Origin of the sequence: Streptomyces sp. NPDC048352 (assembly GCF_040651895.1) — a bacterium.
Lineage (GTDB): Bacteria > Actinomycetota > Actinomycetes > Streptomycetales > Streptomycetaceae > Streptomyces.
The window spans coordinates 23,948-36,637 of sequence record NZ_JBEZKZ010000075.1 but is presented as its reverse complement, the minus strand read 5'-3'; the positions used below and the strand labels follow the sequence as shown (position 1 = coordinate 36,637).

The 12,690-nt window shown below is 70.4% G+C and carries 11 protein-coding genes; 1 reads left to right on the top strand and 10 read right to left on the bottom strand.

Annotated features, from left to right (window positions below; translation table 11 throughout):
* Positions 1-298 precede the first annotated feature (298 nt).
* The 9 genes from pssA to AB0D45_RS28565 all read right to left on the bottom strand — a co-directional run bounded on the left by pssA (position 299) and on the right by AB0D45_RS28565 (position 11,297).
* The gene (pssA, locus tag AB0D45_RS28605; protein WP_362464242.1) at positions 299-1,159 is read right to left on the bottom strand and encodes a CDP-diacylglycerol--serine O-phosphatidyltransferase; all 861 of its coding nucleotides are present in this window, start codon (positions 1,157-1,159) and stop codon (positions 299-301) included.
* Positions 1,146-1,802 carry a phosphatidylserine decarboxylase gene (locus AB0D45_RS28600; protein WP_361607611.1) on the bottom strand — a complete coding sequence of 219 codons (657 nt, stop codon included), beginning with the start codon at positions 1,800-1,802 and terminating at the stop codon, positions 1,146-1,148. The genes pssA and AB0D45_RS28600 overlap by 14 nt, the downstream gene beginning before the upstream one ends.
* A gap of 186 nt (positions 1,803-1,988) precedes the next feature.
* Positions 1,989-3,194: an acyl-CoA dehydrogenase family protein gene (locus AB0D45_RS28595; protein WP_030868030.1), complete on the bottom strand. Its 1,206-nt coding sequence runs from the start codon at positions 3,192-3,194 to the stop codon at positions 1,989-1,991.
* Positions 3,195-3,196: 2 nt separating this feature from the next.
* Positions 3,197-3,709, bottom strand: coding sequence for a MaoC family dehydratase (locus AB0D45_RS28590; RefSeq protein WP_362464239.1), 513 nt, complete (start codon positions 3,707-3,709; stop codon positions 3,197-3,199).
* Between the two features lie 4 nt (positions 3,710-3,713).
* Positions 3,714-4,688 (bottom strand): CoA ester lyase, encoded by a 975-nt coding sequence (locus AB0D45_RS28585; protein WP_362464236.1) that lies wholly within the window; start codon positions 4,686-4,688, stop codon positions 3,714-3,716.
* Positions 4,685-6,754: a protein meaA gene (locus tag AB0D45_RS28580; RefSeq protein ID WP_362464233.1), complete on the bottom strand. Its 2,070-nt coding sequence runs from the start codon at positions 6,752-6,754 to the stop codon at positions 4,685-4,687. The genes AB0D45_RS28585 and AB0D45_RS28580 overlap by 4 nt, the downstream gene beginning before the upstream one ends.
* 31 nt (positions 6,755-6,785) lie before the next feature.
* Positions 6,786-8,123 carry a crotonyl-CoA carboxylase/reductase gene (ccrA, locus tag AB0D45_RS28575; RefSeq protein WP_361607599.1) on the bottom strand — a complete coding sequence of 446 codons (1,338 nt, stop codon included), beginning with the start codon at positions 8,121-8,123 and terminating at the stop codon, positions 6,786-6,788.
* A 389-nt stretch (positions 8,124-8,512) separates the two neighbouring features.
* Entirely contained in the window at positions 8,513-9,331 is an 819-nt protein-coding gene (locus tag AB0D45_RS28570) for a TetR family transcriptional regulator (protein WP_361607596.1), read from the bottom strand.
* A 163-nt stretch (positions 9,332-9,494) separates the two neighbouring features.
* Positions 9,495-11,297: a 3-hydroxybutyryl-CoA dehydrogenase gene (locus AB0D45_RS28565; RefSeq protein WP_361607593.1), complete on the bottom strand. Its 1,803-nt coding sequence runs from the start codon at positions 11,295-11,297 to the stop codon at positions 9,495-9,497.
* Positions 11,298-11,681: 384 nt separating this feature from the next.
* Between AB0D45_RS28565 and AB0D45_RS28560 the strand changes: the two genes are divergently transcribed.
* On the top strand, positions 11,682-12,251 hold the full coding sequence (locus AB0D45_RS28560; protein ID WP_361607590.1) for an adenylosuccinate lyase: 570 nt from the start codon (positions 11,682-11,684) through the stop codon (positions 12,249-12,251).
* On the opposite strand, the gene AB0D45_RS28555 is transcribed toward AB0D45_RS28560, so the two are convergent.
* Entirely contained in the window at positions 12,252-12,677 is a 426-nt protein-coding gene (locus tag AB0D45_RS28555; RefSeq protein ID WP_362464230.1) for a RidA family protein, read from the bottom strand.
* Positions 12,678-12,690: the final 13 nt, after the last annotated feature.

The window sequence follows — 12,690 nt, the reverse complement described above, 5'->3', positions numbered from 1 at the left end:
GCGGGGCTGGGATGTTGCCGTTGCGCGGCAATTCCAGCCCGCGCGGCGTTTGAGCGCGCCGGGCGCGCAGCGCCCGGTCTCGGGGGCAGGGGCGGAGCCCCTGGGAACGGTGGAAGGGCGGGGAGGGGCGAGCCCCGCGCAGCGGCCAGCCACCCGCACACGCCCCACCGTCCCGGGCCACGCGCCCCGGCCGGACGGCGGAGGCCGGCGCAGCCGGGCGAGTGGTGCGGGGAAAGCCGCAAGGCCCCGGGGGCCAATGGCACCCGGGGCCTTGCGCAGTACGGCCGAGCGGCAGCGGTTACGGCAGCTGCGCCGCCCGCGCCTCCCGCCGGTTGTGGCGGAACGTGTTCGCGCGACGGGTCGTCGCGAACAGCGGGATGGTCGCCGCCAGGGCGATCTGCAGCGCGCAGCCCGTCTGGAGCAGCAGCTGCCCGCCCGGCGCGTCGAACGCCCAGGCCGCCAGCAGACCCATCGCGCCGACGATCCAGCTGAGCATCGCCGCCGCGAGGGCACCCCTCGGCTTGGGGTACTCGACCCGGCTCACCATCAGCCACGCCACCCCGATGATCGCCAGCAGCGTCGGAATGAAAGGCAGCTCCAGCAGCACGACGGAGACGACCGTCAGCGCGCCGAAGGGGCTCGGCATGCCCTGGAACATGCCGTCCTTCATGGTCACGCAGCTGAATCTCGCCAGCCGCAGCACCACCGCCAGCAGCACCACGATCGCCGCGAGCGCCGACATCTTCTGATGGGCGTCGTCGGCGACCATGCCGTAGACCAGCACGAAGTACGCCGGCGCCAGCCCGAAGCTGATCAGGTCGGAGAGGTTGTCCAGCTCCGCGCCCATCGGCGAGCTGCGCAGCTTGCGGGCGACGATGCCGTCGAAGAGGTCGAAGACCGCCGCGAGCAGCATCAGTATCACCGCGGTCGCCGCGCTGTGCCGGGCCATGCCCGACTCGCCGCTGCCGGTGAGGTGCGGGATGAGGATCCCGGTGGTGGTGAAGTACACCGCCATGAATCCGCAGGTCGCGTTGCCGAGGGTGAGGGTGTCCGCTATCGACAGCCGCAGCGAGAGCGGCATGTCGTCCTCGGCGGACTCCACCTCGGCGGACTCGGGCACCCAGCCGGTGGCAGGAGTCTCGGGGTCAGTCACGGTCAATTCGGGTCACCCCCGCGGTGGTGGCCTGACCGACCTCGACCGCGACCTCGACGCCCTCCGGGAGGTAGATGTCGACGCGCGAGCCGAAGCGGATCAGACCGATGCGTTCGCCCTGCTCCACCTTGGTGCCGGCCGGCAGGTACGGGACGATGCGGCGCGCGACGGCGCCGGCGATCTGCACCATCTCGATGTCGCCGAGCTCGGTGTCGAAGTGCCAGACAACGCGCTCGTTGTTCTCGCTCTCCTTGTTGAACGCCGGGACGAACCCGCCGGGGATGTGCTCCACGGACGTCACCGTGCCCGCGAGGGGCGCGCGGTTGACGTGGACGTTCAGCGGGCTCATGAAGATCGCGACGCGGGTGCGCCCGTCCTTCCAGGGCATGATGCTCTGCACCACGCCGTCGGCCGGCGAGATGACGCGGCCCTGGGCGATCTCGCGCTCGGGGTCGCGGAAGAACCACAGCATGCCCGCCGCGAGAGCGGTGACGGGCACGGCCGCCGCGGCCCAGCGTCCGGACTTGCGGGCCCGGGTGAGGCTGAGCGCCGCGGTGGCGACGGTCGGCAGAAGCCACGGCGATGCTCCGCGCGCGAGGCGTACGCCGGAAAGGCTGTCGCGGTGTGCAGAGGTTTGGCTGTGGGGCATGGATGACCTTCGTAGCGGGTGATTGCCGCGCCGCAAACGGGGGGACGGGACGGCGGCTTTACTGGAATGCTATCGGTTGCGCGCAACAACTGGGCAAGCCAGAAGCCGAGTCGATGGCCGTCGGCCAGTCACTGCTGGTCACTCTTTTGCGGTGGATCATCGGATAATCCACCGCAAAAGGGACATTCAGCCCTGGAGTCGGTACTCCTCGAGCAGGCGTCGCCCGATGATCATTTTCTGGATCTCGGCCGTACCTTCACCGATCAGAAGCATCGGCGCTTCCCGGTAGAGGCGCTCGATCTCGTACTCCTTCGAGAACCCGTAGCCGCCGTGGATGCGGAAGGCATCCTCGACGACCTCCTTGCAGTATTCGGAGGCGAGGTACTTCGCCATCCCGGCTTCGAGGTCGTTTCGTTCCCCGGAGTCCTTTTTGCGTGCTGCGTTCACCATCATGGCATGGGCGGCTTCGACCTTGGTAGCCATCTCGGCCAGCTTGAACTGGATGGCCTGGTGCTCGGCGATCGCCTTGCCGAAAGTGTGACGTTGCTGGGCATACGAGACACCGAGTTCGAACGCACGCTGCGCGACGCCGCAACCACGCGCCGCCACGTTGACGCGGCCCACCTCGACGCCGTCCATCATTTGGTAAAACCCTCGGCCCGTCTGGCCTCCGAGGACCCGATTGGCCGGAATGCGCAGTCCGTCCATGATGAGCTCGGTGGTGTCGACACCCTTGTAGCCCATCTTGTCGATCTTGCCCGGGATGGTCAGGCCCGGACGGACCTCACCGAAGCCCGGCTCCTTCTCGACGAGGAAGGTGGTCATCGACTTGTGGGGCGCGGTGCCCTCGGGGTGTCCTTCGTCACTGCGGACCAGAACGGCCACCAGGGTCGAGGAGCCGCCGTTCGTCAGCCACATCTTCTGGCCGTTCAGGACGTACTCGTCGCCGTCCTTCACCGCCTTCGACGTGATGGCCGACACATCGGAGCCCAGGCCCGGCTCGGACATCGAGAACGCGCCGCGCACCTCGCCCAGCGCCATGCGGGGCAGGAAGTGGTCCTTCTGCTCCTGCGTCCCGTGCTGCTTGAGCATGTACGCCACGATGAAGTGCGTGTTGATGATGCCCGAGACGGACATCCAGCCGCGGGCTATCTCCTCGACGCACAGCGCGTAGGTGAGCAGCGACTCACCCAGGCCGCCGTACTCCTCGGGGATCATCAGGCCGAAGAGGCCGAGCTCCTTGAGGCCGTCGACGATCTGCTGCGGGTACTCGTCACGGTGTTCGAGCTCGGTCGCGACCGGGATGATCTCCTTGTCGACGAACTCCCGGACGGTCTTGAGGATCTCCCGCTGGACGTCCGTGAGCCCGGCGGTCTGGGCGAGTCGTGCCATGGCTACTTCCCCTGTTCCTTCAGCTGCGGGCGGCCGGGCTGCTCGCCGCCGCGCGCCTTGATGTACGTCTCGGTCGGGACCATCACCTTGCGCCGGAAGACGCAGACGAGGGTGCCGTCCTGCTTGTAGCCCTTGGTCTCCACGTAGACGATGCCGCGGTCGTCCTTGGACTTCGACGGGGTCTTGTCGAGGACCCTGGTCTCGCCGTAGATCGTGTCGCCGTGGAAGGTCGGCGCCACGTGGCGCAGGGACTCGATCTCCAGGTTGGCGATGGCCTTGCCGGAGACGTCCGGCACGGACATGCCGAGCAGCAGCGAGTAGACGTAGTTGCCCACGACCACGTTCTTGCCGAAGTCGGTCGTGTTCTCGGCGTAGTTGCTGTCCATGTGGAGCGGGTGGTGGTTCATGGTCAGCAGACAGAAGAGGTGGTCGTCGTACTCGGTGACCGTCTTCCCGGGCCAGTGCTTGTAGACCGCCCCGACCTCGAACTCTTCGTACGTGCGTCCGAACTGCATGGCCCTACGCCTCCGGGATCTCGAACTTGGTGGTGCGCTGCATGCCGGCGGCGCGGCCCTTGCCGGCGATGACCAGGGCCATCTTGCGGCTGGCCTCGTCGATCATCTCGTCGCCGAGCATGGCCGAGCCCTTCTTGCCGCCGGCCTCGGAGGTGCACCAGTCGTAGGCGTCGAGGATCAGCTCGGCGTGGTCGTAGTCCTCCTGGGAGGGGGAGAAGACCTCGTTGGCCGCGTCGACCTGGCCGGGGTGCAGCACCCACTTGCCGTCGAAGCCGAGGGCCGCGGCGCGGCCGGCGACCTCGCGGTAGGCGTCCACGTCGCGGATCTGGAGGAAGGGGCCGTCGATCGCCTGGAGGTCGTGCGTGCGCGCCGCCATCAGGATCCGCATCAGGATGTAGTGGTACGCGTCCGCCGGGTAGCCGGGCGGCTGCATGCCCACGACCAGGGACTTCATGTTGATGGAGGCCATGAAGTCGGCCGGGCCGAAGATGATGGTCTCCAGCCGGGGCGAGGCGGCGGCGATCGCGTCGACGTTCACCAGGCCCTTGGCGTTCTCGATCTGCGCCTCGATGCCGATCTTGCCGACCTCGAAGCCCATGGTCTTCTCGATCTGGGTCAGCAGCAGGTCCAGCGCGACGACCTGCTGCGCGTCCTGGACCTTCGGCAGCATGATGCAGTCGAGGTTCTGGCCGGCGCCCTCGACGACGGTGATGACGTCGCGGTAGGTCCAGTGGGTGGTCCAGTCGTTGACGCGGACCACGCGGGTCTTGCCGGTCCAGTCGCCGTTGTTCAGCGCGTCCACGATGGTGTGGCGGGCGCCTTCCTTGGCGAGCGGGGCGCAGGCGTCCTCCAGGTCCAGGAAGACCTGGTCGGCCGGCAGGCCCTGGGCCTTCTCCAGGAACCGCGGGTTCGAGCCCGGCACCGCGAGGCAGGAGCGGCGCGGCCGGAGCCGGTTGACCGGGGAAGAGGGCGTGGTCATGCGGGGACCTCCGTGCTTTCAGCGATGGTGAGAGGGTGGAGCTTGTTGGCCTTGCGGATCTCGTCGACGATACGGCCGATGATCTCCGTGATGCCGAAGTCCTTGGGGGTGAACACGGCGGCCACCCCGGCGGCCTTCAGCGTGACGGCGTCGGCGTTCGGAATGATGCCTCCGACGATGACGGGGATGTCGCCCGCCCCCGCCGTGCGCAGGCGTTCCAGGACGTCCGGGACGAGGGCGCAGTGCGAACCGGACAGGATGGACAGTCCCACGCAGTGCACGTCCTCGGCCAGGGCCGCCGAGGAAATCTCCTCGGGCGTCAGCCGGATGCCCTGGTAGACCACCTCGAAGCCGGCGTCGCGGGCCCGCACGGCGATCTGCTCGGCGCCGTTGGAGTGCCCGTCCAGGCCGGGCTTGCCGACCAGCAGGCGCAGCCGGCCGGAGCCCAGCTCGTCCGCCGTCCGGGCGACCTTCTCGCGGACCAGGGCCAGCGGCGTGCCCTCCTCGGCGGTGACCGCGACCGGGGCCGAGGAGACCCCGGTCGGGGCGCGGAACTCGCCGAACACCTCGCGCAGGGCGCTCGCCCACTCGCCGGTGGTGACACCCGCGCGGGCGCACTCCAGGGTGGCCTCCATCAGGTTCTCGGTGCCGGCGGCGGCCTCCTTCAGCCGGTCCAGGGCCTGCCGGGCGGTCGGGAAGACGAACGGGTCGCCGCCCCCCTGCCGGTCCGAGGACTCCTGCCGCTCGGCCCGCCAGCGGACGATGCGCTCGACCGTGAACGCCTCCACCGCGGGGTCGACGGTCATGATGGCGCCGTCGAGGTCGGCGGTGAGCGGGTTCTCCTCGGTCTGCTGGAAGCAGTTCACTCCGACGATCTTGTCCTCGCCGGCCTCGATCCGGGCGCGGCGCTCGGCGTGCGAGGAGACCAGCTGGGACTTCAGGTACCCGGACTCGACGGCGGCCATCGCACCGCCCATCTCCTGGATCCGGTCGATCTCGGCCAGGCAGTCGGCGACCAGGGAGTCGACTTTGGCCTCGATGACGTGGGACCCGGCGAAGATGTCCTCGTACTCCAGCAGGTCGCTCTCGTGGGCCAGGACCTGCTGGATGCGCAGCGACCACTGCTGGTCCCAGGGCCGGGGCAGGCCCAGCGCCTCGTTCCAGGCCGGCAGCTGGACCGCGCGGGCCCGGGCGTCCTTGGAGAGGGTGACCGCCAGCATCTCCAGCACGATCCGCTGGACGTTGTTCTCGGGCTGGGCCTCGGTCAGGCCGAGCGAGTTCACCTGGACGCCGTAGCGGAAGCGGCGCTGCTTGGCGTCCTTGATGCCGTAGCGCTCCTTGGTGACCTTCTCCCAGATGCGGCCGAAGGCGCGCATCTTGCACATCTCCTCGATGAAGCGGACGCCCGCGTTCACGAAGAAGGAGATCCGGGCGACCACCTCGCCGAAGCGCTCCTCGGGCACCTGGCCCGAGTCGCGCACCGAGTCCAGGACGGCGATCGCGGTGGACATCGCGTACGAGATCTCCTGGACCGGAGTGGCGCCCGCCTCCTGCAGGTGGTAGCTGCAGATGTTGATCGGGTTCCACTTCGGGATGTGGTTGACCGTGTACGCGATCATGTCCGTCGTCAGGCGGAGCGAGGGCCCGGGCGGGAAGACGTGCGTCCCGCGCGAGAGGTACTCCTTGACGATGTCGTTCTGGGTGGTGCCCTGGAGCTTGGCGATGTCCGCGCCCTGCTCCTCGGCGGCCACCTGGTAGAGCGCCAGCAGCCACATGGCCGTGGCGTTGATCGTCATCGAGGTGTTCATCTGCTCCAGGGGTATGTCCTGGAACAGCCGCCGCATGTCGCCCAGATGGGAGACCGGGACCCCGACCCGGCCCACCTCGCCGCGGGCGAGGACGTGGTCGGGGTCGTAGCCGGTCTGCGTCGGGAGGTCGAACGCCACCGACAGGCCGGTCTGGCCCTTGGCGAGGTTGCGGCGGTACAGCTCGTTGGACGCCTCGGCCGTGGAGTGGCCGGCGTACGTCCGCATGAGCCACGGACGGTCCTTCTGGCGCTCTGTCATCTCAGGCGATCCTTATGGCCTTTGAGCGGACTCAGACGTTGCGGAAACGGTTGATCGCGTCGAGGTGCTTGGCGCGCAGCTCGTGGTCGCGCACACCCAGGCCCTCCTCGGGGGCGAGCGCGAGGACGCCGACCTTGCCCTGGTGGAGGTTGCGGTGGACGTCGTACGCGGCCTGGCCGGTCTCCTCGAGGGAGTAGACCTTCGAGAGGGTGGGGTGGATCTTGCCCTTGGCGATGAGGCGGTTGGCCTCCCACGCCTCGCGGTAGTTCGCGAAGTGCGAGCCGATGATCCGCTTGAGCGACATCCACAGGTAGCGGTTGTCGTACTCGTGCATGTAGCCCGAGGTCGAGGCGCAGGTGGTGATCGTGCCGCCCTTGCGGGTGACGTAGACGCTCGCGCCGAAGGTCTCGCGGCCCGGGTGCTCGAAGACGATGTCGATGTCCTCGCCGCCGGTCAGCTCGCGGATCTTCGAGCCGAAGCGCTTCCACTCCTTCGGGTCCTGGGTGCGCTCGTCCTTCCAGAACTTGTAGCCCTCGGCGTTGCGGTCGATGACGGCGTCGGCGCCCATCTTGCGGCAGATCTCCGCCTTCTCCGGGGAGGAGACGACACAGATCGGGTTGGCGCCGCCGGCCAGGGCGAACTGGGTGGCGTACGAGCCGAGGCCGCCGCTGGCGCCCCAGATCAGGACGTTGTCGCCCTGCTTCATGCCGGCGCCGTTGCGCGAGACCAGCTGGCGGTAGGCGGTGGAGTTGACCAGGCCGGGGGAGGCGGCCTCCTCCCAGCTGAGGTGGTCCGGCTTCGGCATGAGCTGGTTGGACTTGACCAGGGCGATCTCGGCGAGGCCGCCGAAGTTGGTCTCGAAGCCCCAGATGCGCTGCTCGGGGTCGAGCATCGTGTCGTTGTGGCCGTCGGAGGACTCCAGCTCGACCGACAGGCAGTGCGCGACGACCTCGTCGCCCGGCTTCCAGGAGTTGACGCCGGGGCCGGTGCGCAGCACGACGCCCGCGAGGTCGGAGCCGATGATGTGGTACGGGAGGTCGTGGCGCTTGGTGAGCTCCGACAGGCGCCCGTAGCGCTCCAGGAAGCTGAAGGTGGAGACGGGCTCGAAGATCGAGGTCCACACCGAGTTGTAGTTGACGGAGGAGGCCATGACGGCCACCAGGGCCTCGCCCGGGCCGAGCTCCGGCACCGGGACCTGGTCCAGGTGCAGGGACTTGCGCGGGTCCTTCTCGCGGGTGGTGAGCCCCGAGAACATCTCCGTCTCGTCCTTGTGCACGGTGACCGCGCGGTACGAGTCGGGGAGCGGCAGGGCGGCGAAGTCTGCGGCGGTGGCGGACTGCGACTGAATCGCGTCCAGGATGTCCTTCACGGTATTGCCTCCGGCAAGCGCTGATGAGGGGTGCGCTGAGGGATGCGCGGGTGCGCGGTTACATGGGGTGGGTACTGCGGGGTGCCGTCGGTTCGGCGGAGCTGTGGAGCTGGGCGCGCCCGTGGTGGGGCGAGCGGGGCCTGGTGACGCAGGCATCCGGGGCGCGTTCCGTGCCGAGTGGGCGTGGGCCGCGGGGACATCCGGACGGGATTCAACGTATGGCACCCCGTGTCACTCGGCAAGGCACTGGGTGCCAAAAATTTCTCTCACTTGCCGATTGACCTGCGCAGATGAGCGATGATCGATCAGAGTTACTCGCGAGTAAGGGCAACTCGGACAAACGACAGCGGCCGCCCCCGGAACGGGAGCGGCCGCTGTGACGAGCGTGACTACTGCTTGTTTCTGAGCGCCTCTTCGATGGTGCGCATGACCTCGTCGAGCGGAGCGTCGGTACGGGCCACCGCGACGAGCACCTCGCCCTCCGTCCGCACCTCCGCCTTCGGGGCCGCCGCGGCGGAGCCCAGCGTGCGCCCCGCCCCGATCCCGGAGCCGAAGGTCTTGCGGACGATGGAGAAGGCGTGGTCCAGCTGCGCCTCCACGTCCCCCTGGCCCCCGGCCCGCAGCCAGCGCCGCAGCACGTGGTTGTGCGCGGTCACCACCGCGGAGGCGGCCACCTCGGCCAGCAGCGGGTCGTCGTTGCCGTCGTGGTGCTCGGTCTCGTCGAAGTGGGCCAGCAGGTAGCGGGTGAAGAGCCGCTCGTAGCGGGCCACCGAGGCGATCTCCCGCTCCCGCAGCGCGGGCACCTCGCGGGTTAGCCGGTAGCGCTCCACCGACACCGCCGGCGAGGCGGCGTACATCTTCATGACTTCCTTGATCCCCCGGCACACCGTGTCGAGCGGGTGCTCGTGCGCCGGCGCCACGTCCAGGACGGCCTCGGCGCGGGTCAGGGTGTCGTCGTGGTCCGGGAAGATCGCCTCTTCCTTGGAGCGGAAGTGCCGGAAGAAGGTCCGGCGCGCCACCCCCGCGGTCGCGGCGATCTCGTCGACCGTCGTGGCCTCGTACCCCTTGGTCGCGAACAGCTCCATCGCCGCGGCCGCCAGCTCACGGCGCATCTTGAGCCGCTGGGCGGCCGCCCGGGTGCCGGCCGCGCTCTCCGGGGAGTCGGCGGCCGAGGCGGCGCGGGGCGAGGTCTTGGCGGGCTGGGACATAGAGCGAAAGTACTTCATTCGCGCAGGCGCGCGCGCCGGAGGGGGGTGGGAGGGGGGTGGATGCGGGGGAGGGCCCGCACTGGGCTCGGGAGGGTGTGTCCGCCGTGAGGGTCCGGCGGACCCGAGCAGCCCTCCCCACGCATCCTGCTCAGGGCCCGTCGGCTTACCGGCGGGCGTACTCACGGAATCCGCGGCCGGTCTTCCGGCCCAGGCAGCCCGCCGCCACCAGGTGCTCCAGCAGCGGGGACGGCGCGAGGCCCGGGTCACGGAACTCCTGGTGGAGGACCTTCTCGATGGCCAGCGACACGTCCAGGCCGACCACGTCGAGGAGCTCGAAGGGCCCCATCGGGTAGCCGCCGCCCAGCTTCATCGCGGCGTCGATGTCGTCGATCCCCGCGTAGTGCTGCTCGACCATCTTGATCGCGTTGTTCAGGTACGGGAACAGCAGCGCGTTCACGATGAAGCCGGCCCGGTCCCCGCAGTCCACCGGGTGCTTGCGCACCTTGGTGCAGACCTCGCGGACCGTGGCGTGCACGTCGTCGGCCGTCAGGACGGTCCGGACCACCTCGACCAGCTTCATGGCCGGCGCCGGGTTGAAGAAGTGCATGCCGATCACGTCCTGCGGACGCGAGGTGGCCCGCGCGACGGCGATCACCGGCAGCGAGGAGGTGGTGGTGGCCAGCACCGCGCCCGGCTTGCAGACCTTGTCGAGGCCCGCGAAGAGCTGCTGCTTGACCGCCAGGTCCTCGGCGACCGCCTCGACCGCCAGGTCCACGTCGGCGAAGGCGTCCAGCGACCCGGCCGGGGTGATGCGCCCCAGGGTCTGCGCGGCGGCCTCCTCGGTCAGGCGGCCCCTGGACACCGCACGGTCCAGGGACTTCCCGATCGCGGCCTTCGCGGCCACGGCCTTCTCCTCGCTGCGCGCGGCCAGGACCACGTCGTAGCCGGCCTGCGCGAAGACCTGGGCGATACCGCTCGCCATGGTCCCGGAGCCGGCCACGCCGACCGAGGAGACCGGGCGGCCGGCGCCGAGCAGGGAGCCGTCCAGCGGGGTCTGCAGGTCGCGGACCACCACCGGGCTGCCCGGGGCCTCGTACGTGTAGAAGCCGCGGCCGGCCTTCTGCCCGGTCAGGCCCGCCTCGACGAGCTGGCCCAGGATCGGGGCCGGGGCGTGCAGCCGGTCGCCGGAGGAGGCGTACATGGCCTCCAGCACGGTGCGCGCGGTGTCCACGCCGACCAGGTCGAGCAGCGCGAGCGGGCCCATCGGCAGACCGCAGCCGAGCTTCATCGCGGCGTCGATGTCCTCGCGGGAGGCGTACTTGGCCTCGTACATCGCGGCGGCCTGGTTCAGGTAGCCGAAGAGCAGGCCGTCGGCGACGAACCCCGGCCGGTCGCCGACCGCGACGGGCTGCTTGCCGAGTTCCCGCGCCAGCCCGGTGACCGCCTCGACGGCGGTCGGCGCGGTCAGCACGCTGGAGACGATCTCCACGAGCTTCATCGCCGGGGCCGGGTTGAAGAAGTGCAGGCCGAGGACGCGCTCGGGGCGCAGGGACTCGGCGGCGAGCCGGGTCACGGAGAGGGCGTTGGTGCCGGTGGCCAGGACGGTGTCGGGGCGCACGACCGCGTCGAGCTCGCTGAAGACCCGGTGCTTGAGGTCGTAGTCCTCCGGGACCACCTCGATGACGAGGTCGGCGTCGGCGGCGGCCGCGAGGTCGGTGAAGGTGCGGAAGCGGGCGAGGGCGGCCTCGCGCTCCTGCTCGGAGAGCTTGCCCTTGGCCACGGAACGGGCCGTGGCGGCCGCGAGGGCCCCGGCGGCGCGGCGGGCGGCCGCCTCGCTGACGTCGATGCCGATGACCTCGCGGCCGGCGCGGGCGAGGACCTCGGCGATGCCGGTGCCCATGGTGCCCAGGCCGACGACGGCGACGGTGCGGAGGGAGGACTGACTGGACGTGGACGGAAGGTCCATCGCGGGACTCCAGTGGAAGAGGGTGACGACTGAGGGAGCGCGCGGCGCACAGCGCGCGCGGATGCCGTACGGAAGAGCCGTGCGGAGCACGCCCGCGGACGCGCCCGGAGAGGGATCGGGGGCGCGGCGGGCGGAAACGGCGGAACCCTGTCCCGGGGTCCAGCCGTACGGACGAGCGGACGAGCGAACGAACCGACTGGTACGGGGCGGCTGCGTCACCAGGCCTGCTCCGTACGTGTGGAGTGACAGTAACCCGGCAGTAACTCGACCGCCAGAGTGCGGAGATGTGACCTGTACCGCCCAAATGTACCGATCATCGATCATCGATCAACGAGGTCGGCGGAACGCCGCCTGCCGGGGCCCGCGGAGCCCTAGGGTGGCGGCGTGAACGACGTGCTGGAGCGCCTGCGGGCGGAAGCGGACGGGTCGGCCGCGTACGCGGAACTGCTCGCGGCGGAGCCCGACGCGCTGGCCGCCTCCCTGACCACGGCCGGCCTGCCCCTGTGGGCCCGGGAACTGGCCGCGTACCGGCTCGGGATGGCGGGGGACCGGCGGGCCTTCGAGCCCCTGGTCCTGCTGCTCAACCACCGCGACCCGGCCCGCTGCGCGGCCGCCGCGCAGGCGCTCGGCGTGCTCGGGGACCCGCGCACCGCCCGCGCGGCGGCGGCCCTGGCGACGAACGGCCTGCGCACGGCCTACGCCCTGCACCCGGTCCGGCTGCTCACCGCGCTGCGGGCGCCGGAGTCGGCCCCGGCCCTGATCAAGACCCTGTCCCGGCTGCTGGCCCCGCACGACCCGTACTGGCGGGTGGCCCTGGCCTGCGTCGAGGGCCTGGGCAGCCTCGCCGACGCCCGGGCCCGCGACGTCTTGGTCCGCGCCCAGGCCCACCCCCGGCTCGCCCTGGCCGCGACGGACGCCCTGTCCCGCCTGGTGGCCCGCCACCCCGACGCGTAGTCAGGTCGCGGACGGGAGGATGGCGAAGGCCTCGACCTCCAGCAGGAGCTCCGGCCGGAACAGGGCCGCGACCTGGACCGCCGTCGAGGCCGGCAGCCGGTCCGCGGCGATGACCTCGTCCCGGGCCGCCCGTACGGCCGGCAGGTGCGCCACGTCCGTGACGTAGTAGGTCAGCTTCACCACGTCCTCGAAGCCCGCCCCGGCCGCCGCCAGGCACCGGCGCAGGTTCTCGAACACCTGCCGGGCCTGGGCGGCGGGGTCCCCCTCGCCGACCACCTCGCCCTTCTCGTCCAAGGCGCACTGCCCGGAGACGGTCACGAACCGCCCGGTGCCCCAGACGACGTGGCTGTACCCGCCGCCCGGGCAGACGCCCTCGGGCGCGGCGATGCGGGTGAGGTGGCTGCTGCTGTGCTCGGCTGCGCTCATGGGCAACGATCTT

Bases quoted from the DNA above. Each gene is read 5' to 3' on its own strand.
- AB0D45_RS28585 (WP_362464236.1), bottom strand. From the start codon at position 4,688: ATGACCACGCCCTCTTCCCCGGTCAACCGGCTCCGGCCGCGCCGCTCC.
- AB0D45_RS28600 (WP_361607611.1), bottom strand. From the start codon at position 1,802: ATGCCCCACAGCCAAACCTCTGCACACCGCGACAGCCTTTCCGGCGTA.
- AB0D45_RS28565 (WP_361607593.1), bottom strand. From the start codon at position 11,297: ATGGACCTTCCGTCCACGTCCAGTCAGTCCTCCCTCCGCACCGTCGCC.
- AB0D45_RS28580 (WP_362464233.1), bottom strand. From the start codon at position 6,754: ATGACAGAGCGCCAGAAGGACCGTCCGTGGCTCATGCGGACGTACGCC.
- AB0D45_RS28590 (WP_362464239.1), bottom strand. From the start codon at position 3,709: ATGCAGTTCGGACGCACGTACGAAGAGTTCGAGGTCGGGGCGGTCTAC.
- AB0D45_RS28570 (WP_361607596.1), bottom strand. From the start codon at position 9,331: ATGTCCCAGCCCGCCAAGACCTCGCCCCGCGCCGCCTCGGCCGCCGAC.
- AB0D45_RS28595 (WP_030868030.1), bottom strand. From the start codon at position 3,194: ATGGCACGACTCGCCCAGACCGCCGGGCTCACGGACGTCCAGCGGGAG.
- AB0D45_RS28555 (WP_362464230.1), bottom strand. From the start codon at position 12,677: ATGAGCGCAGCCGAGCACAGCAGCAGCCACCTCACCCGCATCGCCGCG.